The sequence below is a fragment of the Streptomyces sp. NPDC002499 genome (assembly GCF_053595415.1).
Genome location: NZ_JBSFXO010000006.1, coordinates 498,119 through 523,231, shown reverse-complemented (window position 1 = coordinate 523,231; position 25,113 = coordinate 498,119). Strand labels below are relative to the sequence as shown.

18 protein-coding genes, 1 tRNA gene and 1 pseudogene are annotated in these 25,113 nt (G+C 71.2%); 9 read left to right on the top strand and 11 right to left on the bottom strand.

The window, feature by feature from the left end; translation table 11 throughout:
• Positions 1-239 precede the first annotated feature (239 nt).
• The gene (locus ACWD5F_RS19520) at positions 240-4,610 is read left to right on the top strand and encodes a PAS domain-containing protein (protein ID WP_451255801.1); all 4,371 of its coding nucleotides are present in this window, start codon (positions 240-242) and stop codon (positions 4,608-4,610) included.
• 84 nt (positions 4,611-4,694) lie between these two features.
• Here the strand turns inward: ACWD5F_RS19520 and ACWD5F_RS19515 are convergent, their stop codons facing one another.
• The 6 genes from ACWD5F_RS19515 to ACWD5F_RS19490 all read right to left on the bottom strand — a co-directional run bounded on the left by ACWD5F_RS19515 (position 4,695) and on the right by ACWD5F_RS19490 (position 10,523).
• Complete coding sequence (locus tag ACWD5F_RS19515) at positions 4,695-6,350, bottom strand: long-chain fatty acid--CoA ligase (RefSeq protein WP_401719938.1); 1,656 nt, start codon at positions 6,348-6,350, stop codon at positions 4,695-4,697.
• Between the two features lie 140 nt (positions 6,351-6,490).
• Positions 6,491-7,048, bottom strand: coding sequence for a SigE family RNA polymerase sigma factor (locus ACWD5F_RS19510; RefSeq protein ID WP_451255799.1), 558 nt, complete (start codon positions 7,046-7,048; stop codon positions 6,491-6,493).
• A gap of 226 nt (positions 7,049-7,274) precedes the next feature.
• A complete protein-coding gene (locus ACWD5F_RS19505; RefSeq protein ID WP_451255798.1) occupies positions 7,275-8,441 on the bottom strand; it encodes a lipid-transfer protein in 1,167 nt (388 codons plus the stop codon).
• On the bottom strand, positions 8,438-8,881 hold the full coding sequence (locus ACWD5F_RS19500; RefSeq protein WP_451255796.1) for a MaoC/PaaZ C-terminal domain-containing protein: 444 nt from the start codon (positions 8,879-8,881) through the stop codon (positions 8,438-8,440). The genes ACWD5F_RS19505 and ACWD5F_RS19500 overlap by 4 nt, the downstream gene beginning before the upstream one ends.
• A 71-nt stretch (positions 8,882-8,952) precedes the next feature.
• On the bottom strand, positions 8,953-9,861 hold the full coding sequence (locus ACWD5F_RS19495; protein ID WP_451255795.1) for a bifunctional MaoC family dehydratase N-terminal/OB-fold nucleic acid binding domain-containing protein: 909 nt from the start codon (positions 9,859-9,861) through the stop codon (positions 8,953-8,955).
• Between the two features lie 350 nt (positions 9,862-10,211).
• The gene (locus tag ACWD5F_RS19490; RefSeq protein ID WP_123999061.1) at positions 10,212-10,523 is read right to left on the bottom strand and encodes a hypothetical protein; all 312 of its coding nucleotides are present in this window, start codon (positions 10,521-10,523) and stop codon (positions 10,212-10,214) included.
• A gap of 350 nt (positions 10,524-10,873) precedes the next feature.
• Here ACWD5F_RS19490 and ACWD5F_RS19485 point away from each other — a divergent pair, with 350 nt between their 5' ends.
• Positions 10,874-11,740 (top strand): bifunctional DNA primase/polymerase, encoded by an 867-nt coding sequence (locus ACWD5F_RS19485; RefSeq protein ID WP_451255794.1) that lies wholly within the window; start codon positions 10,874-10,876, stop codon positions 11,738-11,740.
• 134 nt (positions 11,741-11,874) lie between these two features.
• Positions 11,875-12,306 (top strand): hypothetical protein, encoded by a 432-nt coding sequence (locus ACWD5F_RS19480; protein ID WP_451255792.1) that lies wholly within the window; start codon positions 11,875-11,877, stop codon positions 12,304-12,306.
• Between the two features lie 126 nt (positions 12,307-12,432).
• Here ACWD5F_RS19480 and ACWD5F_RS19475 read toward each other — a convergent pair whose 3' ends face one another.
• Both ACWD5F_RS19475 and ACWD5F_RS19470 read right to left on the bottom strand, forming a co-directional pair.
• Entirely contained in the window at positions 12,433-13,617 is a 1,185-nt protein-coding gene (locus ACWD5F_RS19475) for an RNA-guided endonuclease InsQ/TnpB family protein (protein WP_451255790.1), read from the bottom strand.
• A 200-nt stretch (positions 13,618-13,817) separates the two neighbouring features.
• Positions 13,818-13,904: transfer RNA gene (locus ACWD5F_RS19470), tRNA-Ser, on the bottom strand.
• Positions 13,905-14,031: 127 nt separating this feature from the next.
• On the opposite strand from ACWD5F_RS19470, the gene ACWD5F_RS19465 reads away from it, so the two are divergent.
• Positions 14,032-14,910: an isocitrate lyase/PEP mutase family protein gene (locus ACWD5F_RS19465; protein WP_451255788.1), complete on the top strand. Its 879-nt coding sequence runs from the start codon at positions 14,032-14,034 to the stop codon at positions 14,908-14,910.
• Positions 14,911-15,075: 165 nt separating this feature from the next.
• Here the strand turns inward: ACWD5F_RS19465 and ACWD5F_RS19460 are convergent, their stop codons facing one another.
• Positions 15,076-16,608: a S1C family serine protease gene (locus ACWD5F_RS19460; RefSeq protein ID WP_451255786.1), complete on the bottom strand. Its 1,533-nt coding sequence runs from the start codon at positions 16,606-16,608 to the stop codon at positions 15,076-15,078.
• A 257-nt stretch (positions 16,609-16,865) separates the two neighbouring features.
• Here ACWD5F_RS19460 and ACWD5F_RS19455 point away from each other — a divergent pair, with 257 nt between their 5' ends.
• From ACWD5F_RS19455 to ACWD5F_RS19445, 3 genes and pseudogenes are all read left to right on the top strand, one after another.
• On the top strand, positions 16,866-17,693 hold the full coding sequence (locus ACWD5F_RS19455) for a glycerophosphodiester phosphodiesterase (RefSeq protein WP_401720014.1): 828 nt from the start codon (positions 16,866-16,868) through the stop codon (positions 17,691-17,693).
• Positions 17,694-17,894: 201 nt separating this feature from the next.
• A pseudogene (locus tag ACWD5F_RS19450) lies at positions 17,895-18,533 on the top strand (ATP-binding protein).
• A 185-nt stretch (positions 18,534-18,718) separates the two neighbouring features.
• The gene (locus ACWD5F_RS19445) at positions 18,719-19,684 is read left to right on the top strand and encodes a DUF5926 family protein (protein WP_401720016.1); all 966 of its coding nucleotides are present in this window, start codon (positions 18,719-18,721) and stop codon (positions 19,682-19,684) included.
• Between the two features lie 244 nt (positions 19,685-19,928).
• Here the strand turns inward: ACWD5F_RS19445 and ACWD5F_RS19440 are convergent, their stop codons facing one another.
• Positions 19,929-20,591, bottom strand: coding sequence for a hypothetical protein (locus ACWD5F_RS19440; protein ID WP_451255783.1), 663 nt, complete (start codon positions 20,589-20,591; stop codon positions 19,929-19,931).
• 55 nt (positions 20,592-20,646) lie between these two features.
• Positions 20,647-21,306: a bifunctional DNA primase/polymerase gene (locus ACWD5F_RS19435; RefSeq protein ID WP_401720021.1), complete on the bottom strand. Its 660-nt coding sequence runs from the start codon at positions 21,304-21,306 to the stop codon at positions 20,647-20,649.
• A 502-nt stretch (positions 21,307-21,808) separates the two neighbouring features.
• On the opposite strand from ACWD5F_RS19435, the gene ACWD5F_RS19430 reads away from it, so the two are divergent.
• Together ACWD5F_RS19430 and ACWD5F_RS19425 are read left to right on the top strand one after the other, a co-directional pair.
• Positions 21,809-23,308 (top strand): PP2C family protein-serine/threonine phosphatase, encoded by a 1,500-nt coding sequence (locus ACWD5F_RS19430; protein WP_451255991.1) that lies wholly within the window; start codon positions 21,809-21,811, stop codon positions 23,306-23,308.
• 243 nt (positions 23,309-23,551) lie between these two features.
• Complete coding sequence (locus ACWD5F_RS19425; protein WP_451255781.1) at positions 23,552-25,015, top strand: aminopeptidase P family protein; 1,464 nt, start codon at positions 23,552-23,554, stop codon at positions 25,013-25,015.
• Positions 25,016-25,113: the final 98 nt, after the last annotated feature.

Here is a 25,113-nt window from a genome sequence, read left to right as displayed (position 1 = left end):
ATGTGTCGAGCCGTCAGTCGCGTACAGCTCCGCACAGCGCGGTCAGGGGTGTGCAGGCCAGGCCGCGGGCGGCGTCGCGCCGTCACACCTTCTGCGTCACTTCGTCGTGCGACCTCCCTCTCATCCGGCGCCGCGGGCGGGACCGCAGCCCTTAGACTCGCTCGCGTGACACGTTGCGGGCAGGTTGGCAAGATGGCCCGAGCGGTCGGCAAGATGCGGTAACAGGGAGGAAGCGTCTCGTGAGCAGCAGGCCATCCCGAGGCGCTGCTCGCCTCGCAGCCATACTCGACGCGCTTCCCGACGCGTTGGTGCTGGTCAACGCCAATGGGACCGTCGTCAACGCGAACACCATCGCGCTGGAGGCCTTTGAAGCGCCGGGAACGGCGCTGGTGGGGCGAGGGCTGCTCGATCTGTTGCCGCAGTTCGACTCGAAGCTGATCCCGGGCTCCATGCGGCGGCCCGATCACATGGATCCCCGCGGCCAGACCAAGCCGACGCGGATGATCGCGCGGCGGACCGACGGGAGCGAGTTCCCCGTCGAGGTCACCAGCGCGAATCTCGAGAACGGGCAGCAGGCCTACGACAGTTACGGCTACGGCTCCGACGAGCTGCTGATGCTCGTCGTACGCGACCTGACCGGGACCGTCGACACCGAGGCCGAGCTGGCGCGTTCGCAGCGGCAGACCGAGATGATCCTGCGGGCCGCTGCCGAGGGTGTGGTGGGGACCGACACCGACGGGCGGATCGTGCTCGTCAACCCCGCCGCCGCCCAGATCCTCGGGTACCGGGCCAGCGACCTCGGCGGCAAGGCGCTGCACGACCTCGTCCTGCACTCGCGCGCCGACGGCACCCCCTTCCCGTACGACGAGTCGCCGCTCGCCGACACCCTGCGGTCCGGGCGCAAGCACCGGGTGCGGGGGCAGGTGCTGTGGTCGAAGTCCGGGGACGAGGTCTCCGTCGACCTCACGACCGCGCCCGTGCGCGACGGCGACCAGCTCGTCGGCGCGGTGATGACCTTCACCGACCGGCGGCCCTACGACGCGCTCGCCGAGGAGAAGGACGCCGTCGAGAAGCGGCACACGGACGAACTGGAGCGGATCGAGGAGGAGCACGCCTCCGAACTGACCGCCCTGCGCCAGAAGCACGTCCGCGAGATCGAGGAGCTCCAGGAGCAGCACGACGAGGAACTCGCCGCCGGCGACGACCGGTACGCGGCCCTCGGTGAGCGGGCGAAGGACCGGTACGAGGCGCTCGCCGGTCGGCACGAGCAGCTGCTGACGCTGCTGGCCCGGTCGCTGCGCGGGCCGCTGGACGAGCTGCGCCGCGATCTCGCCGCGCTCGCCGCCGACGACGCCGGGCAGTTGTGGCCCGAGGCCAACCAGGTGCTCCACCACCTGTCCGCCGGCTACTCGCGGATCACGACCCTCATCGACAACGTTCTCGGCTACCAGGCCCTCGACGCCGGCACCGAGCAGGTCGTCCGTACGAAGGTCATGCTCGACGCGGTCGTCGCCGCCGGCGTCGACGGGGCCGTCGAACTGATCGGGCCCGGGCGAGTGCAGTTCGCCGTGCACGCGCCGCCGATAGAGGCCGAGGTCGACCCGCAGCGGCTCGCCACCGCGCTCGCGCATCTCGTCGCGGACGTGGCCGGCGTCGACGCGACCGGCAACGCGCCCGTGTCGGCGGGCGGTTACATGGACAACACCGTCGTGGTCGCGGCGGCGCAGCGCGGTGAGGTCGTACGGATCGAGGTGCGCGGGCCGTACGCCGGGGGAGACCCGGTGCACGAGCCGATCGTGCGCGGGATCGTGCGGGCCCACGGCGGGGTGCTTCAGACGCACGAGGTGCCGGGTATGAGCGGCAGCGCGTACGTCCTCGAAGTGCCCATCGGCGGTGGCGCCGGGGCCGTCGAGGTGCAGGCCGCGGCCCTCGAACTGGCCGAGCCCAGCTCCGGCGGCGGGCGGCGGCGGGCGCGGCGGTCCTCCGTCGACGCCTTCCTGGAGAGCGACGTTCCGGGGGAGGCCGGCGGATCCGGCACCCCGGGTGCCGAGGTCGCCGTGCCCACGGGCCGGCGTCGCCGCCGGGCGGCCGAGGAGCCTGCCCAGGAACCCGTCGCCGCGGACGGTTCCGGCGGTACGGGGCGACGGCGCGGACGGGCCGCCGACGGGAGTGCCGAAGGAGTAGAAGGCCAGATCGAGGGCGACGGTTCCGGGGACGGGGTCTCCGAGGGTGCCGTCGTCATGGCCGGCGAACACGGCGCCGGTACGGCGGCCGTCGGCAGCGGCCTGGGCGGCACGGTGCCGCCGCAGGGCGTTCCCGCGCCCGCCGGCGGAACCGCGACCGGGCGGCGCGCGCGGCGCGACGGCGGCGAGCAGCACGCCCTGCCGCCGGCCCTGCCCGCGGCCACCGGCCCCTCCAACCAGCCGGTGCTCGCCAACCAGCCCGTCCTCGCCAACCAGCCCGTTCCCGCCGAGAACGCCGAGCCGACCGGGCGCCGTCGCCGTGCCCTGGCCGCCGCGAACGAGCGCGCCGCCGCCGCGCAGGAGGCGGGACCTCGTACGGTCTTCGCCCTGCCGCCGGCCGAGGCGGACCGGACACCGGAGTCTGCGGCGGCGGCAGCGGCGGGCGGCGTGAACGTGCCCCAGCAGCAGGTGCCGACGGCCGGGCAGGTGCCGGGCCAGGTGCCAGGTCAGGTGGCGGGCCAAGTTCCGGGAGCGGTACCGGGGCAGGTCCCCGGTCAGCTGCCGGGGCAGATGCCGGGCCAGCAGGTGCCCGGGCAGCTTCAGCCGCCCGTTCCCGTGCAGGGCCAGGTCCCGGGTCAGATGCCGGGTCAGGTGCCGGGTCAGGTGCCGGGTCAGGTGCCGGGTCAGGTGCCGGGTCAGGTGCCGGGTCAGCTTCAGCCGCCGATGCCCGTCCCGGTTCAGCAACAGGCCCCGGCGCAAGCGCACCCGCACCCTCAACTCCCCGGCCAGAGCGGGCAGAACCTCGCCGGCGACGCCCTGATCGACAACGGTCGGCACGACACCGCCCCGCACGACCAGTCCGAGGACCACACTCCGCCGCAACCGCACCCCACGAGCGCGCCGACGGGTCGCCGACGCCGTGCCGTGGCGCAGGGTGGGGCGGCGGGGACGCCCGAGCAGGGAGTTCCGGTGGCGGAGGCCGCCGGGATGACCGGGATGGCGCAGGCGGGGCTCGCTCCTGCCGTGCCCGGTCAGGCGGTCGGTACGGCGGGGCAGCCGATCCCGCCCGGACAGCAGCCGGTGCCCGCGCAGGGCGCGCCGATCCCGGCCCAGGCGACCCCCGGCCAGCCCCTTCCCGCGGAGGCCGCCGCCGGTCCCGTACCGGCGAACGGCCTCGCCGGCCCCGTACCGCCCGCGCAGTCCGGCACCACACCCGCACCCGGCGCGCCGCTTCCGCCGGAAGTGGCCGCGGCGCAGGCCCAAGCGCAGGCCTCGCAGCCGTTGCCCGCCGAGGCCGGTGGCATGCCGGTCGACCCGAACTCCACTCAGGGGCGGGCGTTCAGTGTGCGGACGCTGGGGCAGGGCGTGCCGTTCACGCGGCAGGCCGCGCAGGTGCAGCAGCCGGCGGCGGCGCCCGCGGCGAACAACCCCACCAACGGGGGCCGGCGCCGCAAGCTCGGCACGCGGACCGACGCGACCGCCGCGCCCCAGGAGCAGGCGGCCCGTCCGCATCCGTCGGCCGAGCAGCCGCAGCCCTCGCTCGCCGGGCAGTCCCGGCTGGCGCAGGTGACCGAGGGCTCCGGACGGTCGTACGCCATAGGAGCACCGGACGAGAACGCCGCCGAGGGCCCCGAGCCGCTGGACGGTCCCGGCGGGGCGGTCGAGGTCGCGGATCCGCCGCGGCCGCAGCCGCTGGACGACGAGTTGCCGCCGGAGCCGCTGGACAACCCGCGGCGGCTGCTGGTGTGGCCCGCGCCGGACGTCACCACCCAGCAGGCGCTCAGCGACCGCGGCTACCGGCCCGTCATCGTGCACTCGCGCGAGGAGGTCGACGCGCAGATCGCCGCGTTCCCGGCCGCGCTGTTCGTGGACCCGCTGACCGGGCCGATCACCCGGACCGCACTCCAGTCGCTGCGGCAGGCGGCGGTGGCCGCCGAGGTGCCGGTGATGGTGACGGCGGGGCTCGGACAGGCGACGCGCGAGGCGGCCTACGGCGCCGATCCCGCCGTACTCCTGAAGGCGCTCGCCCCGCGGGACAGCGACCAGCACCCGCCGCGCGTGCTGCTCATCGAGGAGCACGCGGAGATCGCGCTCGCGCTGACCGCGACGCTGGAGCGGCGCGGGATGCAGGTCGCGCGGGCGGCGAGCGACGCGGACGCGGTGACGCTGGCGGGGCAGTTGCGGCCGAACCTGGTCGTGATGGACCTGATGCAGGTGCACCGGCGGCAGGCCGGCATCGTCGACTGGCTGCGCGCGAACGGCCAGCTCAACCGCACCCCGCTCGTCGTCTACACCGCCGCCGTCGACCAGGCCGACCTCCCCCGCCTCGCCTCCGGCGAGACGGTCCTCTTCCTCGCGGAACGCTCCACCAGCACCGAGGTGCAGAGCCGCATCGTGGACCTGCTGGCACGGATCGGCACCAACTGAGGCCGGTAGCCTATGAGTTGGGCCCAGGCCCACGTCCTACGACGGTGACGTGGGCCCGTGCCGTTCTGTTCCCGGTGCCGGCAGCTAGAGCTTGGTGACGTCCAGGCCGCCCTCGGCGTACTGCCTGCGCAGCACCTTCTTGTCGAACTTGCCGACGCTCGTCTTCGGGACCGACTCGATGATCGTCCAGCGCTCCGGGAGCTGCCACTTGGCGATCTTGCCCTCCTCGGCGAGGAAGGCGCGCAGGGACGCGAAGTCGGCGGTGGCGCCCTCCTTGAGGACGACCGTGGCCAGCGGGCGCTCGCCCCACTTCTCGTCGGGGACGGCGACCACGGCGGCCTCGGCGACGGCCGGGTGGGACATCAGCGCGTTCTCCAGGTCGACGGAGGAGATCCACTCGCCGCCGGACTTGATGACGTCCTTGGCGCGGTCGGTGAGGGTGAGGAAGCCGTCGGGCGAGATCGTGCCGACGTCGCCCGTCTTGAGCCAGCCGTCCTCGCTGAACTTGTCGGCGGGGAGCAGGGGTTCGGCGTCCGGGCCGTTGTAGTAGGCGCCCGCGATCCAGTTGCCGCGGACCTCCAGCTCACCGGCGGACTCACCGTCCCAGGGCAGCCGCTCCCCGCCGGGTCCGGAGAGCCGCGCCTCGACGCCGGCCGGGAAACGGCCCTGGGTGAGGCGGTACGCGAACTCCTCCGGCGTGCCGACCGCCTGGGCCGGCGGGCGGGCGATCGTGCCGAGCGGGGAGGTCTCCGTCATGCCCCAGGCGTGACAGACCCGCATGCCGAGGCTGTCGAAGGCCTCCATGAGGGAGGGCGGACAGGCCGAACCGCCGATGGTGACCTGGGTGAGCGAGGAGACATCACGCGGGCGTGCGGTCAGCTCGACGAGCAGGCCCTGCCAGATGGTGGGCACGGCGGCGGCGTGCGTCGGGTGCTCGGTCGCGATCATCTCGGCGAGCGGGGCGGGCTGCAGAAAACGGTCCGGCATCAGCATGTTGATGCCGGTCATGAAGGTGGCGTGCGGCAGTCCCCACGCGTTGACATGGAACTGCGGAACCACGATCAGCGAGGTGTCCTGATCGGTCAGGCCCATCGACTGGGCCATGTTGACCTGCATGGAGTGCAGGTAGACGGAACGGTGCGAGTACACGACCCCCTTGGGGTCGCCCGTCGTCCCGGAGGTGTAACACATGGCGGCGGCCTGCCGCTCGTCCAGCTCCGGCCAGTCGTACGAGGTCGGCTTGCCGGCCAGCAGCTCCTCGTACTCGTGCACCTGCACGGCGGCACCGTCCAGCAGCGAACGGTCGCCCGGGCCCGACACCACCACGTGCTCGACCGGCTTGAGGTGCGGGAGCAGCGGGGCGAGCAGCGGCAGCAGCGAACCGTTGACGATCACGATCCGGTCCGCCGCGTGGTTCACGATCCACGCCAACTGCTCGGGCGGGAGGCGGAGGTTGAGGGTGTGCAGGACCGCGCCCATGGACGGGATCGCGAAGTAGGCCTCCACATGCTCCGCGTTGTTCCACATGAGGGTCGCGACCCGGTCGTCGCCCTCGACACCGAGGTCCTCGCGCAGAGCGTGCGCCAGCTGGGCCGCACGGTCGCCGACCTCGGCGAAGGAACGGCGGTGGGGTTCCGCCTCGCCGGTCCAGGTGGTCACCTGCGAAGTGCCGTGGATCGTGGATCCATGCGTCAGGATCCTAGAGATCAGCAGCGGTACGTCCTGCATGGTGCTCAGCACGGCGATCCTCCCGGGGCGACATTGCCTACGCGGCGGTAACGGTTGCGCCGATTCTGCGCACATACCGCTCGGTATGTCACTAGGTGCCGGTGATCGATCACATCACGCGGGGCACTCCGGGCTCACTCCAGGTCAGTGCGTCACCGCACGAGGCCCAACTCAGGATCCTCCCGCAGCTTGCCGAGCGCACGCGACACCGCGGACTTCACCGTGCCCACCGACACTCCGAGCACCTCGGCCGTCTGGGCCTCGCTGAGGTCCTCGTAATACCTGAGGACGACCATCGCCCGCTGCCTGGCCGGCAGCTTCGCGATCGCCCGCCACATCGCGTCGTGCAGAGCCTGCTTCTCGGCCGGGTCGTCCCCACCGGGCGCGGGCTCCGGCTCGGGCAGCTCCTCGCACACGAACTCGTCGACCTTGCGCTTGCGCCACTGCGACGTACGGGTGTTCAGCAGCGCCCGGCGCACATAGCCGTCGAGCGCACGATGGTCCTCGATCCGCTCCCACGCGACATACGTCTTGGTGAGGGCGGTCTGCAGCAGATCCTCCGCGTCGCACGGGTTCGCGGTCAGCGACCGGGCAGTACGCAGCAGCACCGGCTGGCGGGCCTTCACGTACGAGGAGAACGACGGGTACGCGAGGGTCTGCGCCGCTGGTTCGGCAGCGGTCGAGGCGCTGGTGCAGACGAGTGTGGTCATGGCTCCACGCTAGGAGCGAGGGCACCTCCGGCGGATCGGCCGCAGGTCCCGAAGCCGGGTCCGCCTCAGGTTGTAGGGGTGGTGCTGGCTGCACCTCCTGAAGGTGGACTAGCGGGTGAGGGGTACTGCGGGATGACCCCTGGGGGGTGTCCCGGGGGAGTACCTCGCAGGAGCGTCCCGGAGGAGTGCCCGGAGGGCCTCGCAGGACTGTCCCTGGGGGCGTCGCTCAGCCGTCCGACGTCAGCACCAGTCCCGATGTCGGCACCCCCGTGCCCGCCGTGACCAGCACCCCTCGCGCCCCCGGTATTCGGTTCACCGCCGTCCCCCGCAACTGGCGCACCCCCTCCGCGATCCCGTTCATCCCATGGAGGTACGCCTCCCCCAGCTGCCCCCCGTGCGTGTTGATCGGCAACGACTCCCCCGCCACGAAATCCGCCGCCTCCCCCTTGCCGCAGAACCCGAACTCCTCCAACTGCATCAGCACGAACGGCGTGAAGTGGTCGTACAGAATCGCCACGTCGATCTCGGCCGGCGTGAGCCCGCTGGTGCGCCACAGCTGCCGGGCGACCACGTCCATCTCCGGCAGCCCCGCCAGGTCGTCGCGGTAGAAGCTGGTCATCTGCTCCTGCCCCCGGCCCGCGCCCTGGGCGGCCGCCGCTATGACCGCCGGCGGGTTCGGCAGATCGCGGGCCCGCTCCACCGAGGTGACCACCAGCGCCTGGCCGCCGTCGGTCTCCTGGCAGCAGTCCAGCAGCCGGAGCGGCTCGACGATCCACCGCGAGGCCGCGTGGTCGGCGAGGGTGATGGGGCGGCCGTGGAAGTACGCCGCCGGATTCGTCGCCGCGTACTTCCGGTCCACCACGGCCACATGCCCGAACGCCTCCGGGGTCAGCCCGTAGGTGTGCAGATACCGCTGCGCCGCCATCGCCACCCACGAGGCCGGGGTGAGCAACCCGAACGGCAGAGACCAGCCGAGCGCGGCGCCCTCCGCCGACGGCTCCCGGTGCTGCACGCCCGAGCCGAATCTCCGCCCCGAGCGCTCGTTGAACGCGCGGTAGCAGACGACGACCTCCGCGACGCCCGTCGCCACCGCGAGCGCCGCCTGCTGGACCGTCGCGCAGGCCGCCCCGCCGCCGTAGTGGATCCGGGAGAAGAAGGACAGCTCACCCATCCCGCAGGCCTGCGCCACGGTGATCTCCGGGCTGGTGTCCATCGTGAACGTCACCATCCCGTCCACGTCACCCGGTACCAGCCCCGCGTCGTCCAACGCGGCCCGCACCGCCTCGGCCGCCAGCCGCAGCTCACTGCGCCCCGAATCCTTGGAGAACTCCGTGGCCCCTGTCCCGACGATCGCCGCCCGCCCGCCGAGCGCGTCTCGGGTGCGGACGCTCATGCCGGACCTCCGGTCGGGCCGGGAAGCTGGTGCGGGGCAGGAAGCGGCACCTGCGCCTCTGTCGGCACCGTCACGGTCACCGTGCCTGTGACATGGCGGCCTATGCCGTTGTCCCCGACGACCCGGACCGTCGCCGTGTCGCCGTCGACCTCCTCGATCGTGCCGGTCAACACCATCGTGTCGCCGGGGTAGTTGGGCGCGCCGAGCCGTATGGCCACCTTGCGGAGTTCGGCCGCCGGGCCGAAGTGGTCGGTGATGTAGCGGCCGACCAGACCGTTCGTCGTCAGGATGTTCATGAAGATGTCCGGGGAACCCTTCTGCCGGGCCAACTCGGCGTCGTGGTGCACGTCCTGGTAGTCACGGGAGGCGATGGCGCCGGCGACGATCAGGGTGCGGGTGACCTGGATCTCCAGGGGCGGGAGCTTCTCGCCGGCCCTCATGTCCGCGGAACCTGTTTCTCCGGCCCTCACGTCTCCGGCCCTCTCCTCTCCTTCCGTCATCTCTCCTTCCGTCATCCGACCTCCTCCATCGCGCGGAAGACAGGCAGCACCAACTCGTCGTCGTACGAACGGAATTCGAGCCGCACCGGCAGCCCTATCCGGACCTTGTCGTACGGCACCCCCACGACGTTGCTGATCATCCGCACGCCCTCGGCGAGTTCGATCAGCGCGACCGCGTACGGCGGGTCGAAGGCCGGGAAGGGCGGGTGGTGCATGACGACGTACGAATAGACCGCGCCGTCGCCGCTCGCCTCGACCGGGGTCCAGTCCGGGCCGCCGCAGCTGTTGCAGCCCGGCAGCCAGGGGAAACGCAGGGTGTCGCAGGTGGTGCAGCGCTGGATGAGCAGGCGGTGGTGCTCGACGCCCTCCCAGAAGCCGGCGTTGTCGCGGTTGACGACGGGACGGGGGCGCAGGGCGGGCTTCTGTTGCTGCCTTCGGCGGGTGGGCGCGTACTTGAGGATGCGGAAGCGGTGCGTGCCGGCGAGGTGGGGGCCGACGCGGATGTCCATGCGGGTGGTGACGAAGTAACCGGTGCCCAGTTTGGTCGACTTGAGGTCGGACACGGACTCGATGACCGAGTCGAAGGTGATCTCGTCGCCGGGGCGCAGGGGGCGGACGTACTCCTGCTCGCAGTCGGTGGCGACGACCGAGGTGTAGCCCGCCTCGTCGAGCAGGGCGAGCAGCTCGTCGTAGGCCTGGGTGCGGCCGCCCGTGTAACCGGAGAGGCCGCCCATCGTCCACACCTGGAGCATGGTGGGCGGGGCCGTGGCGTCCGGGCCCTCGTACGCGGGGTTGGTGTCGCCCATCGCCTCGCACCAGTGCCGGATCATGGGCGCGTTGACGGGGTCCTTGCCCTCGGCGGCGACGGCGGCGGATCGCCCCTCGTACACCTTCAGTCGTGCGCCCAGCTCGTCGGTCATCGTCGCCCCCTCGTCGGCTCGCGGTCGTGTCGTCTCGTGTGGCGGTCGTGCTGTCCCGTGTCGCTCGTGTCGTACTCACTTCTGGTACACCGCCCAGGCCGAGCGGGTTCCCACGATCTCGGCGAGAGTTTCTGACTGTCCGTCAGATGCCGTGCACTGTCAAGGTTCCGGCCCTTCGCAAGGGCAGGGAGGGCCGTGCGGGCGCCCGCCGGCCTCCCGCACGGAAAACGCCTGCGCGGCGGTACCGAAGTACCGCCGCGCAGACGCGTTACCACCCCACGGAGCACACCCCTGGACTCCGCCGGCCCCCCGTAGTCCCTTGCGACCTCCCGGGCGTCAGGGCCGCCGGTTCACCACAGGTTGGTGAAGTTGACGAGGACGTTCTCGTTTCCCTGGTTGATGGCCGTGAAGGCGGAGCCGTTGACCTGGGCGGTGTTGCTCTGGTTCGAGGCGCCGGAGCCGACCGCGTTCTGCTGTGTGGTGGACGAGTTGCCGTTGTTGTCGTGGCCGACACCGCTGCCGACGATGCTCGCGACACCGGCGTTCGATCCGTCGTCCGCGATCGCGCCGTTGTCCGCCGCGGCGACGCCGGTGAACAGAGCGGCGGCCAGCGGGAGAGCGGAGACGGCGGCGATGACGCGGGCGGTACGGATGCTTGCCATGTTTCTTCCTCCAGAACCCGGCTTCCTTGCCGGAAGTACGTCAAGTCAGGCTGTTTCCGGGGCAGTTGGCCGACCGCCTCGGTGTTGTGCACGACGTCGCGAGACCAGAGTTGCCCATGGAATCCCCGGCGAACCACCCCGGAAGCCCTGATTCCCCCTCAAGTGCTACGACAAGTCGATAAACCCCTTTCACCACTTCCAACGCCCAGGTCAGGGCAGAACGGGCGACTCAAACCCGGACACCGCAAGAGGCGAAGCGTTCCCGCACATTTCCTGCCAATCGCCCTTTCTCGGCGCGTCGAACACCGCCCCCTCTTCCCTTTTTCGAACGTACGTACGAACATAGAGGCATGGCCACCACCGACCGGCAGGCCACGACGCTGGCCCTCGCACACGCCCTGTCAGCCGCGGAGCGCGGTCTGGCCGTCATTCCGCTGTCCCGGACGAAACTCCCGGCCCTGCGCTCCCCCCACCGCGCCGACCTCCAACCCGAGCCCTGCCACGGCGAGTGCGGACGCCTCGGACACGGGGTGTACGACGCCTCGACCGACCCGGTGCGCATCCGTGAGCTGTTCGCCGCCGCGCCCTGGGCGACCGGCTACGGCATCGCGTGCGGGCTGGCTCCGCACCACCTCATCGGCGTCGACCTCGACACGAAGTCGGGTACGGACTCCTCGGCGGCCCTGCGCGAACTGGCCCTGCGCCACCTGTTCACGATCCCCGACACGGTGGTCGTCCTCACCCCCAGCGGCGGCCGGCACCTCTGGCTGAGCGGTCCCCCGGACACCGTCGTCCCCAACTCAGCCGGCCGCCTCGCCCCCGGCATCGACATCCGCGGCGCCGGCGGCTACCTCGTCGGCCCCGGCTCCCGCACCGACCACGGCGTCTACGGCACCGCGCCGGGCACCGCGCATCTCGCCCCGGCGGCCTGCCCGCCCGCCCTCCTGCGCCTCCTGCTGCCGCCGCCGCGCACCCACCACCCCACCGCGCCCGCCCTCAGCGGCCACGGCCAGGGCCTGGTCCAGTTCGTCCTCGCCGCGCACGAGGGCCAGCGCAACACCCGCCTCTTCTGGGCCGCCTGCCGCGCCTACGAGGACGGGATCGGCCCCCCTCTGGTCGAACCCCTGGTCGAGGCCGCGGTCAACACGGGCCTGACGGAACGCGAGGCACGGGCGACGATCGCGTCGGCGGCGCGGATGACGCGGCATCGGGCGTGAGGGCAGCAGCTCAAGGGTCAGTGGGACGACGGCTCAAGGGGGGCGCCGGTCGAAAGAACAGCAATGCCGATCAGCAGCAGAGGAACCACATGCACGACCGTCCCGACACGCGCCGCGGCCCCAGGGTGCGGACCATGTCACTGACCCGAGTGGTCCTCGCCTCCGGCCGCGCCACCGACCTCTGCGAGCTGCGGCTCTCGTCGACGTACGGCGGCATGCCGGAGGGCTACCCCTGCAAACCGGTCAACGACATGGCGATCAAGGGCCTGCTCCACGAAGCCGAACGCACCTTCCCCACCACGCCGATCCATCTCGTCCCACCCCCGCGCGAGTACCCCCACCAGTACGCCGGCGCACTCGGCCCGGTCGAGGTCCTCCCACCGGTCGCCTGCGTCGGCACCTTCCGCTCGACGGCCCTCGACCCGAACCACGACCCCGTCCTGCACCGCTCCACCCTCACGATCATCTGGTTCCAGCACACACCTCATGTGCCGTGGGAGTGCGATGCGGAGAGGGGGGTGCGGGAGGTGGATTGGGAGGGGTTGGCTCGGGACTGTGAGTTGTAGATGCGCAGTGCGGGGTGTGTCCCTTCCGCCGCGTACGGAGGTGGGTGTGGGATGTCGGCTGCTCACGGGAGTGAGCTTGCGGCTCGGATCACCGATGGCTTCGATGCGGCCGGCCACGTCCAGTACTCACGCGATCAGCTTGAGCACGATCAGCTTGAGCACAGGGACCACCGGCCGGGCCCCGCATATCCACGTCCACCAGCCACGCCGACTGATGTTGTGGGACGCGTTCAGGTCGGCGTGCTCAACGAAGCCGCAGGACCTGCAGGTGAACACGGCCTGTGAGGACCGGTTGCGTCGATCGATGTGATGGCACCGCGAGCATTCCTGGCTGGTGTACGCCGGATCGACGTACACCACCGGCACGCCCGCCTTCTTGGCTTTGTATGCGATGAACTCGCCGAGTTGACGAAATGCCCATGAGTGCAGCGTGACGCGTTGGGGCTTCTTGAGCCGTGCCCGCTCGCGGATGCCCGTAAGGTCCTCCAGGGCAATGCCGCGACCGGTGCGTTGAGCCTCCGCCACGATGTGCTTCGCAATCTTGTGGTTGACGTCACGGGCCCTGCGCGCTTGTTTGCCCGCATGCTTCCTGGCCCGCCTTTTGGCAGATCTCGATCCCTTTTTCTGAAGCTTGGAGTGCAGCCTGCGGTCGTTCTCGCGGCAGCGGTTCAATCGCCTTCCGCTGTAACGCTTCCCGGTCGAGGTGGAGGCGATATTGACAATCCCCAGGTCTACTCCGACAAACTCGGTCGGCGCAGTATTCGGCTCGGGCTCCGGGACCTCGCACGTCGCGATCAAGTACCAGCACCCGTTCCGTCGGACGAGGTCCGACTCACCTTTCCGGTACTGGCCCAGCAACCCCAACTGGTCGACCTGGCCGGTGAACGCCACACCCTTCAACCGGCCCGCAGTCGTCCAGATCGAGACCGTGTGCTGCTGTGTCTGCCACGAGAGGCAGCGGTCGTCGAAGGGTTGGGCCGCGTCCGTCCTGAAGACGATCGGCTTGCTCGTGACTCTGCTCTGCCGCTTGGAATTCGCGTCGCCCAGATTTCCCGCAGCGAGATTCGCCCTGAGGGCTGAGTAAGCGTCAGCAACCTTTCGCACCACGTGCAAAGCGGGTTGCGCGGACAGTCCGCGCTCTCGCAGATTCCTGTAGGCGAACCCCTGTAGACCCTGACGAGAGGTCACCCGCCGACTGAACGCTTCAACCGACAACCAGTTCGCTGCGGAATTACACGTACGGAGGGTCGCTTCAAGCGCCTCCGCCTGCTCGGGCGTTGGCAGCAGTTTGACCCGCACCACCAGCTTCACAATTCATCAAACTAAGCGCTACTCCTCGTCTCGCCTCGCCAATTGGCAGCATTCACCCGAACAGGTGATCCAGTCCGCGTTGTTCCAGGGCGAGAAGCCGAAGGCGTGAGGTACGGGTGGGAGACGGCCTGAGATGCGCACACGACGGCATCAATACAGCTGGGGTGCCGCGACAGCTCCGGCACCCCAGCTCACAAGGGCGGTGGGTGTGAGATTCGAACTCACGGTGACGTCGCCGCCACGACGGTTTTCAAGACCGTTCCCTTAGGCCGCTCGGGCAACCCACCCCGCGCCGCCCACCTGGGACGGAGCGGGTACAGACTACCCGGCTTGGTTGGTTCGCGGGGAGCGTGGGGCGGGAGGGGGTGTGTGGGAGGGTCGGGCACAGGGACCGTCGAGGAAGGGCTGCGGGACGTGGACAGTAATCGTCGCCAACTGGCGGAACACTTCGTCGAGTTGCACAAGGAAGGGTGCTTTCTCCTGCCCAATGCCTGGGACGTGGGGAGTGCCAAGGTGCTGGAGGCCGCCGGGTTCTCCGCACTGGCCACCACCAGCGCGGGGGTCGCGTTCTCCCTTGGGCGGCCGGATCATGACTTCTTCGCCGACGCGGAGGCGGGGGCGGGAGCGAAGGCCGAGGCCGGGGGCGCCGGGCGCGTTGATCGGGGGACCATGCTCGGGCGGGTCGGGGAGATCGCCCGTGGGGTGTCCGTGCCCGTCAGCGCCGATCTGGAGGACGGGTACGGGGAGGCGCCCGAAGTGGTCGCCGAGACCGTCGCGGCGGCGCTCGCCACCGGTGTGGCCGGCGGCAATGTCGAGGACTTCACCGGGGAGCGGGACCGGCCGCTCTACGAGCACGACCTCGCCGTGGAGCGGATTCGGGCCGCGCGGGAGGCTGTTGACGGCCACGGGGAGCTGTTCGTGCTCGTGGGGCGGACCGATGTGCTCCTGGTGGGCGGTTCGCTCCCCGAGTGTGTGCGGCGGGCCAACGCGTATCTGGCGGCCGGCGCGGACTGCGCGTTCGTGCCGGGGGCTGCTGACGCGGCGACCATCGGGACGCTCGTGCGCGAGCTCGACGGGCCGCTCAACGTGGTCATGGGGCTGACTGGGAACGCGCTGGGGATGGCGGAGTTGCGCGAGTTGGGGGTACGGCGGGTCACCGTGGGGGGCAGCATCGCGCGGGCGATGTATCGGCGACTGGTGCTCGCCGCGCGGGAGTTGGCCGAGTCGGGGACGTTCTCGTACGCCGAGGACCAGATGTCCCAGGGGGAGCTCAACAGCCTCTTCGAGAAGTGAGTCAAGAGTCGGCCCACAAAGCCCGGGCGGCCCATTGAGCCCGGTCGACCCATTGAGCCCGGTCGGCCCACAAGGCCCATAACTGAGCCGGGTGTCGGAGGGGGAGCTCCAGCACCCGGGTCATCGCGCTTCACGCACGCGTGCGCGTCAGTTGGACCCTCGGGCTCAGCTGTCGCCCTCGCGGGAGCCCAGCGTCAGATCCACCGTGTGGGTCTTGCCGCCGCGCTCGTAGGTGATCGTGACCTTGTCGCCCGGCTTGTGGGTCCAGATCTCGCCGATCAGGGTGGGGCCGGAGTCGATCACGTGGTCGTCGAGCTTGGTGATGACGTCGCCGGGCTTGAGGCCGGCGTCCGCGGCGGGGCCGCCCGACTCGACGGCGTCGGAGCTGCCGGCGCCCTGTTCGCTGATCTTCGCGCCGCCGGTGGAGTCCTCCAGGGAGACGGACGCGCCGATCTTCGCGTAGACCGGCTTGCCGGTCTTGATCAGCTGCTGGGCGACGTACTTGGCCTGGTTGATCGGGATGGCGAAGCCGAGGCCGATCGAGCCGGACTGGCTGGTGCCGCCGAGGCCGCCGCTGCCGGTGGACTGGATCGCGGAGTTGATGCCGATCACGTTGCCCTGGGCGTCCAGGAGGGGGCCGCCGGAGTTGCCCGGGTTGATCGAGGCGTCCGTCTGGAGGGCGCTCATGTAGGAGGCGTTGGAGCCGGTGCCGTCGCTGGAGGCCACGGGGCGGTTCTTCGCGCTGATGATGCCGGTCGTGACGGTGTTGGACAGCCCGAAGGGCGCGCCGATGGCGATCGTGGAGTCGCCGACGGCGACCTTGTCGGAGTCGCCGAGGGCGAGGGGCTTGAGGTCGGACGGCGGGTTCTTGAGCTTGATGACCGCGACGTCGTAGCCCTGTGCGTGGCCGACCACTTCGGCGTCGTACTTCTTGCCGTTCGGGAAGGTGGCCGTCAGCTTGCCGCCGTCGATGGCGTCCGCGACGACGTGGTTGTTGGTGACGATGTGGCCCTGGGTGTCGAAGACGAAGCCGGTGCCGGTGCCGCCCTCGCCGCTGGTGGACTCGGCCTCGATGGTGACGGTGCTGGGTACGGCCTTGGCGGCCACGCCCGCGACCGTGCCGGCGTCGCGCTTGACGTCTCCGCCGCTGGTGGAGGCGGAGACGGTGGTGGAGCCGCTGCTGTCGTCGTTGTCCTTGGCCAGGGTGTAGCCGAGGCCGCCGCCCAGGCCGCCGGCGACCAGTGCGGCCACCAGGATGGCGGCGATCAGTCCGCCGCGCCCGCTGCCGGACCTGTGGGAGGGGGCGGGGGCGGGCTGCTGCTGGTAGGAGTCGCCCCAGCCGGCTCCTGAGCCGCCGCCCGCGCCGCCGTCGGCGTACGAGGGGGTGGCCGGGGGCGGGGGCGGCCAGGCCGCGTCGGGGGCCGAACCCTGGGACGCGGGGCCCTGGAGGTGGTCGGCGTCCGCCGAGCCGTAGCCGGGCCCCTGGGGGGCGCCTGCGGACGCGTACGTGGGCGCGTGGCCGGAGTGCAGCAGGTCCTGCTCCGGTGCGCCGGGGGCGCTCGAAGGCGTCGGTGGGAGCGGAGTCGTGGGTGCGCCCCCCTCGGGGGCGACGCGTGCCGAGGGGGCGGGAGCATCCACCGGCACGGGGGGTGCGGACGGGGCCGGGGGTACCGGGGTGCCCTCGTTCTCGGTGCTCACAGCTTGTCTCCTCGGTCCACGGCTGGTCTTCTCGGTCGCACTCGGGCATGCCCGTTCACGTTGTTCGACGGTCCGGTGCGCTGCAGCTGTGCATGTCCTTTTGTATGCCGTCAGCTTTTCCCATGAGCCGTCAGGGCACCATAAGCGGCGCCTGTGTGTCCGGGGCTATTCCTTATATAGGTCATGAGGGGCAAAAGGGACGCAATCTCTGCTCCTCCGATCGCACGACTACCCCCGGGCGGTGGCACCATGACGCGGTGACCCACGCACGGCAGCCCCGGATCCAAGTCGTCGCCCACCGCGGAGCCTCCGAGGAGGCCCCCGAGCACACCCTGGCCGCGTACAAGAAGGCGATCGAGGACGGTGCGGACGCCCTCGAGTGCGATGTACGTCTGACCGCCGACGGACACCTCGTCTGCGTCCACGACCGTCGCGTCAACCGTACGTCCAACGGGCGCGGGGCGGTGTCGGCGCTGGAGCTCGCCGATCTCGCCGCCCTGGACTTCGGCGCCTGGAAGACCCGGGAGGGGTGGCGCACGCGCGACGAGGAGCCCGACTGGGAGTTCCGGCCCGAGGACCGCGCCGACACCTCCGTACTGACCCTGGAGCGGCTGCTCGAGCTCGTCGCGGACGCGGGGCGGCGGGTGGAGCTGGCGATCGAGACCAAGCACCCCACGCGCTGGGCGGGGCAGGTGGAGGAGCGGCTGCTGCTGCTCCTGAAGCGGTTCGGCCTCGACGCGCCGGCCGCGCCCGAGGAGTCGCCGGTGCGCGTGATGAGTTTCTCGGCGCGCTCGCTCCATCGCGTGCGTGCCGCGTCACCGACGCTGCCGACGGTCTATCTGCTGCAGTTCCTCTCGCCGCGGTTGCGCGACGGGCGGCTGCCCGCGGGCGTCGGGATCGCGGGCCCCTCGATCCGCATCGTGCGCAACCACCCGACGTACGTCGAGCGCCTGAAGCGGGCCGGGAACCAGGTGCACGTGTGGACCGTGAACGAGCCGGAGGACGTGGACCTCTGCGTCGAGTCGGGCATCGACGCCATCATCACCAACCGCCCGCGCGCGGTGCTGCGCCAGCTCGGGCGCTGAGCCCCTTCTCGCACAGGAAACCGCGCCCTCTTTACACAGAAGACCGGCTTTACACAGGAGACTGGTAAAGACCTGTGAAGAAACCCTTGACCCACCCGCCCCACTGACGACATCCTCCGAATCTCAGTCACACCGGCGAATTCCAGCCACGTGACTACGGGGAGTGCACCGGCGCGTTCGGTCCGTGTTCGATCACTGCGAATGCGTCACCGAACGTGAGTTGGCCGGTTTCCGGTTCAGGCCAATGGGGCATCCACACCGTGGCGTGGGGCGAAGGAGGTCTCGGGGGTGGCGTTGGTGGTGGCACAGGAGGTGCCCACGTCGTCGAGCATGGCCGTACCCCATGGCCCTGCGGGCGTGGGTGAGGCGAGACACCGCATGCGCGAGCAGCTGCGCGGAGGAGGGGTGTCGGACGCGGTCATCGACGATGCCGTGCTGATCCTTTCCGAGCTGTTGAGCAACGCGTGCAAGCACGGTCGGCCTCTGGGCGACGCCCTCGCCGGGGACGGTGATGTCCGCGCCGCCTGGCGCGTCGACACGGGCGGCCGGCTCACGGTGGAGGTGACGGACGGTGGCGGACCCACCCGCCCGGCTCCGGCCACTCCGTCGGTCACCGCGCACGGCGGCCGGGGGCTGAACATCATCACGGCGCTCGCGGACGACTGGGGTGTGCGCGACGACACCCGCGGCGAGGTCACGGTGTGGGTCGTCGTGCACGTCGACGTTCATGATCCGGATGCCGGACGCCGTCGTGACGACTTCGCTACGCGCGTCACGGCGCCCTCGGTCCGCGCGCTGCCCGCACTGGGCTTCACGGACGCGTTCGACGAGCTGGACTGAACCTCTGGTACGGCCGGACCGACCCGCTGATCCGGCGGGAGCGAACCTCCGGTTCCGGGACGAGCCGGTGCGTTGTCCACAGGTCGGCACGGACAGCCACGTTGTCCACAGGCTCCGGCCGGTCATGGCATGAACGGCTAGGCTCCCGCCCGTACCAGACGAGCCGTAACCGGGAGACACCCACGATGGCCAAGAAGCGACCCCTTACCAAGGCCAACCAGCCTCGGATCACCGACGGAGAGGTCCCGGTCGTCGGCGCGCGCGAGCCCTGCCCCTGCGGCAGCGGCCGGCGTTACAAGGCCTGCCACGGCCGGGCCGCCGCGCACGCGGTGACCGAACTGGTGCACCGCCCCTTCGAGGGGCTGCCCGGCGAGGGCGACTGGGTGGCCCTGCGCGAGCTGGTCCCCGCGGCCACGGCCGAACTGCCGCTGAAGGGCGGTCTGCCCGAGGGCGTTCCGTCGGTCACGCTCGCGACGGTGCTGCCGATGGCCTGGCCGGCGCTGCGCCGCGAGGACGGCTCGGTGCTGATCGGCCTTCAGAACGACACGGCGTCGGGCGACATCAGCCGCGACCTCGCCGACACCCTCCAGCGCGCCCTCGCCGCGGAGCCGGGCAATCCGGTCCAGAGCCGCCGGGCGCCCGCCGAGGGTCCGCGGCTGCAGGATCTGCTCGATCCCGAAGGCGCGTTCGAGCCAGTTGTGCACAGCGGCTTCGAATTCTGGGTTCCGGACGCGGAGAACGCCACTCCGGAAGTGACCGCCTCCCTGGAGCGGGCGAACGCCGCGGCGATCCCGACCGCGAAGCTCACGGGCGTGGACGCGGCGTACTGGTGCGAGACGCCGGACAAGAACCACCTGCGCTGGGTCATGCCGCACGAGGAGGAGCTGCTTCTGGACGCACTCGCGCGGCTGCACGCGGCGGGCCGGTCCAACCTCGGTGACGGCACGCGCCTCGTGGGTTCCTTCCGCGCTCACGGCCTCACCGTCCCGGTGTGGGATCTGCCGAGCGGAGTCGGTGCGGAGGACGTGGAGAAGCCGGCCGCCGAGTTCGCCGAGCGGCTCGCCGGGGCCCTCGCGGCGGGCGTGCCGCTGACCGCCGACGAGCGCCGCGCGCGCGGCGGGCTCACCAACCGGCAGGTCACGCTCAGTTGACAGGACGTGACGAGTGCGGGTCGAGCCGGCCGATCGGTCAGCTCGACCCGCAGACTCGGAATCGGTGAATCCGGTCACAAGTCCCGCTCTCCACAAGCAAATCCGTGACTGGAAAGCCCGGATCGAATTTGCGAACCGCCGATCTCTTGTTACCGTTCGAGTAGCCCGGTTGCTGGTGCATCCCCCGTCGCCAGCAACCGGGTCTTTGCATGCCCGCCCTTCGTTTACGGAGCGCAGGCCTCTGTCAACTGCCCGTAGAGGCCCCGGAGTTGCCCGCCGAGTCGGCTTCCGGATGTGCCGCGGGGTCGCCACTCGAGTCGCTGCCCGAGCGCAGCAGCAAAGGCCCGCGTCCGGCTCGCGCCGCGAACTCCGCGACCGCCGTGTAGGCGTCGGGTCCGCCCTGACTGCGCTCCCGAGGGGTCTCGCACGTCCCCGGATCGTCCCCCGCGCCCACCGCGCAGTTCATCCGCACCGTGCGGTCGGCGGGGGCCATGAGGGTCAGGACGGCGTCCAGGGCGTCACCGGTGGCGTTGCGGTAGTAGGTGCGCGCCCAGGTCTCCTCACCCTGGGTGAGGACGCAGGTCTGCGCCTCGATGCCGTCGGGCGAGGTGAGTTGGGGGCCGCAGCGCGCGGCGGTGGCCAGACCGAGGCCGAGCAGGAGGGGGGAGCGGGTGGGCTCGACGGAGGGCGCCGCCTTGGCGTCGTCGGCCGGGGAGGAGCGTACGGCGGCGGGGGCGCGGACGACCGCGTGGCCCGCGTCGCCCACCGGGCCCGCGGACGCCACGGCCAGCGGCAGTACGACCGCGGCGACCACGACGCCCGCGAGGGCGAGGAGACGAACTCTTCGGGGGTCAGGCCCGCCGTGAGGCGGCTGTGGGGCGCTGTGTCCCCCGGATTCGCGCAGCATGGACGGAAGATAACTTCCGCGCGCGGGTGGGCAGTCCCGCGCGCGCCGGACACCCCTACAACTCGGGGGCGCTCACACCCGTACGAGTGAGGGCCTCGACGACCGCGTCCACCACGGCCTCGACGTCGGGCACCCAGGGAGAGGCGGTGCCGGGCAGTGGCGCGCGCTCCCAGCGGATCTCGCCCTCGCCCGACTCGGACGGGGGCAGGGCGAGGTAGCCGCCCTCGCCGTGGAAGCGCAGGGAGCCGGGGACGAAGTCCTTGGCGTAGAGCAGTTCGCCCAACTGCTCCATGGAGTACGGCTTCACGAGGAACGCCCAACGGCTGGCCGTCGCGACGACCGGGCCGAGCCGCATGCCCCTGCGGTCGAGTGCGGCCAGGGCGTGCGAGGCCGCGAGGGCCGGCAGGCTGACCGCGCAGGGCGCCTTGCCACCGGTGGCCAGGATGATCGGCGCGGTGGGTCGGTTGGTCCACCACCAGCGCACCATGCGGGCGTCGGTGGTGCCGGCCAGCAGGCCGGGGTCGAAGGGGTGGGCACCGGGCACCGTGCACTCCGGGTCCGGGCAGCCGCAGCGACCCTGTGGGTCCGCCGCCACGCCCGGGAGTACGGGCCACTGCCATTGGGTCGCGAAGGTCAGGGCCGCGCTGATCAGTTCAGGCCCCCCGTCGCTGCGCTGGGACAGGAGCCTGCGTCGCTTTCCGAGGATCTCGCGCATGAGCGCTCGTTCCTTTCCGTTGCACCGCTGGCAACACCGTGGGCCACATCACATCATGTGTCGATCACTTCACTGTGCGTACCTGTTGGCGCATCACACCCCTGTGAAAACCAGGGGGAACCCCATATGGGCCGAGCGTCGGCTGCTTCCTCGGCAGCCTCGTCCATGCCGTATCGCTGGATCCATCAAAAGCATGGGCGTGGCGTGGGGGTGGCGAAGTCTGGCGTTTTGCCGTCCCGCATTTTTCTCTTCGCCTCCGCCACGGGAGGATGGGGCACGGTCGTCGGTGGCTAAGACGCTCGGGTCGGTCACCAGGTTCCGGGTGACTGTCAACCACCCCTGGCCTTCTCCGAGTACGTACCCATCACGACCGGTGTGACGCTCCGTGGAGCAAGGCCAGTCGACCGCAATACCCCGTTACCCGAGTCAGTTTTAAGCCAACTTTGCTTTTCCGCAAGGGGTGCACTGGTTGCCCATGGACACCAGGAATCCCGGCAGGACAATGCTGGACATCCCCTCACGAGTGCGTGTACATGTGGAGACACTGCTAGCGGCGCAGAATGACATGGGGGTTTGCGATGCTTTTGAGCAATACGCACCGGTCGGAAAGCCGGACGCCATGAACGCCCCTCACCCTCCGAAAGTGGCCGGAATCGATTCAACGGTTCCCTCGCCCGCACACACTGTCGCGCCCGCGCCTGCCGTCCCGGGCACCTCTCCAGGCGCCCCGAGCGCCCTGCTCCAGGACCGTCTCGCCGGTTGGGTCTCGGACCTCACGACCCTCCACGAACTCACGGAACGGCTCGCCCGCACCGACACACTCGACGGCGCGCTCCAGGAACTCCTGCACGCCGGAGCCGCCCTCGTGGGCGCCCGGCGCGGACTCGTCGTCCTGGAACCGGGCGACGGCCTGGGCCCCGACACGACGATCGGCCTGGGCCTGGCCCGGGCCGACCTCGGTCACATCGAGACCGTGCCGCGCAGCGCGATGTCCTACGGCCGCATCCTCGACGGACTGCCGGGCGCGGACGGCGAGATCGCCGAGCCGGACCTACTCGCCGAGGACGGCCTGGACCCCCGCCACCGCGAGGTCGCCGCGCGCCTGGGCTACGCGGCCTGCTACGCCCTCCCGCTGACCGCCGAGAGCGCGGGCCGGATCGGCGCCGCCGTGTGGCTCTACGACGAGCCCGCCGAGCCGGTCGAGCGGCAGCGGCACCTGATCGGCCTCTACGCCCGCTGTGCCGCCGAGCACCTGGCCCTGCTGGTCGAGGTGGAGCGCACGCGCGCGTGCGTGGCGACGATCTCCGAGGAACTGCTGCCGTCCCGGCTCCCCCGGGTGGCCGGCGTCCAGCTCGCAGCCCGGCACCGTACCGGCCCGCGCGGGGGCGGCGACTGGTACGACGCGCTGCCGCTGCCGGACGCGGCGCTGGGCCTCGCGGTCGGCTCGGTCACCGGATCCGGGCCGAGCGCGGTCGCCGCGATGGGCCGGCTGCGGGCGAGCCTGCGGGCGTACGCCGTGATGGAGGGCGAGGACCCGGTCGCCGTCCTGTCCGACCTGGAGCTGCTGATGCGGCTGACCGAGCCCGCCCGCTCGGCCACCGCCCTGTTCGCCTTCTGCGAACCCGCGCTGCGCAAGATCACCCTCGCCGGTGCCGGGCACTGTCCGCCGCTGCTGGTCGGCGAGCGGCGCACGGAGTTCGTGGAGACCTCCGTCTCCGCGCCGCTGGGCATGCTGGCCTGCTGGGAGGCGCCGAGCGTGGAGCTCCAGGCCGAGCCCGGCGAGACCGTGCTCCTCTACACCGACGGCCTGCTGCACCGCACCGGCGACGCCACCGACCGCGCCTTCGCCCGCCTGCACGCGGCGGCGGCCGGCGTCCCCAAGGCGGTGCGCCACGACCCGGACGCGATCGCCGAGCACGTCCTGCGCACGATGCTGCCGGACGGCCTGGACACGCAGGACAGCGCGGAGGACGTGGTGTTGCTGGCGGCCCGCTTCGAGTGACCGCCACCGCGTGCGGCTCGGGCGTGGAGCCGGCGTGAGTCCACGCAGGTGGGCGAGGCGTCGGCCGACGTCGGAACCGGAGTCTGGGGGCGGAACCGGTGCCGACTGCCGGGGCGCGCGGTGTGAGTTCAGGGCGTGCGTTCTCACGGAGTGCGCCGCTGCCGTCGGTAACAGGCCTTCCGGCCCTGGGACCCCTTCCGTACGACCGTACGATGGAGGGGGTCCAGTGCCGTATCTAGGAGGATGACCGTGGCGGAGGAGCTCACACCGGCGACCCCGGAAGAGAGCGAAGAGCCGATCAAGCAGCGCAAGAACGGCCTGTACCCGGGCGTGTCCGACGAGCTGGCCGAGATCATGAAGTCCGGTTGGGCCGACACCGAGTTGCGTGACCTGGAGCCGATCGCCCAGGTCGCCGAGACCGCCGCCCGCCGGGCCGCGCTCTCCGCCCGCTTCCCGGGCGACCGTCTGGTGATCCCGTCCGGCAATCTCAAGACCCGCTCGAACGACACCGATTACCCCTTCCGGGCGTCGGTCGAGTACGCGTACCTCACCGGCAACCAGACCGAGGACGGCGTCCTGGTCCTGGAGCCCACGGCCGGCGGCCACGAGGCGACGATCTACCTGCTGCCGCGCTCCGACCGGGACAACGGCGAGTTCTGGCTCTCCGGCCAGGGCGAGCTGTGGGTCGGCCGCCGCCACTCGCTGACCGAGGCCGGCACGCTCCACGGCATCCCCGCCTCCGACGTGCGCGAGCTGGCGGACAAGCTGCGCGAGGCGACCGGCCCGGTGCGGGTCGTGCGCGGCTACGACGCCGGCGTCGAGGCGGCCCTGACCGACAAGGTCACCGCCGAGCGCGACGAGGAACTGCGGGTCTTCCTCTCCGAGGCGCGGCTGGTCAAGGACGCGTTCGAGATCGGCGAGCTGCAGAAGGCCGTCGACTCGACGGTCCGCGGCTTCGAGGACGTCGTGAAGGTCCTCGACAAGGCCGAGGCGACCAGCGAGCGCTACATCGAGGGCACCTTCTTCCTCCGCGCGCGCGTGGAGGGCAACGACATCGGCTACGGCACCATCGCCGCCGCGGGCGCGCACGCGTGCACGCTGCACTGGGTGCGCAACGACGGCCCGGTGCGCTCCGGCGACCTGCTCCTCCTGGACGCGGGCGTAGAGACGCACACCTACTACACGGCCGACGTCACGCGCACGCTGCCGGTCAACGGCCGCTTCAGCGAGGTCCAGAAGCGGGTCTACGACGCCGTGTACGAGGCCCAGGAGGCCGGCATCGCGGCGGTGCAGCCGGGCGCCAAGTACCGCGACTTCCACGACGCGGCGCAGCACGTGCTGGCCACGAAGCTCGTCGAGTGGGGCCTGGTCGAGGGACCCGTCGAGCGAGTCCTGGAGCTGGGGCTCCAGCGGCGCTGGACGCTGCACGGCACCGGTCACATGCTCGGCATGGACGTCCACGACTGCGCCGCCGCGCGCGTGGAGTCGTACGTCGACGGGACGCTGGAGCCGGGCGTGGTGCTGACCGTCGAGCCGGGGCTGTACTTCCAGGCCGACGACCTGACCGTGCCCGAGGAGTACCGCGGGATCGGCGTCCGCATCGAGGACGACATCCTGGTGACGGAGAACGGCAACAGGAACCTGTCGGACGGGCTGCCCAGGCGGTCCGACGACGTCGAGGCGTGGATGGCCTCGCTCAAGGGCTGACACACGAAGGATGGCCGGGTACCAGTGCGGTGCCCGGCCATTCACGTGCCGTGATGCGTATGCCCGGTGCGCATGCCTCGACGCATGCGCCGTGATTC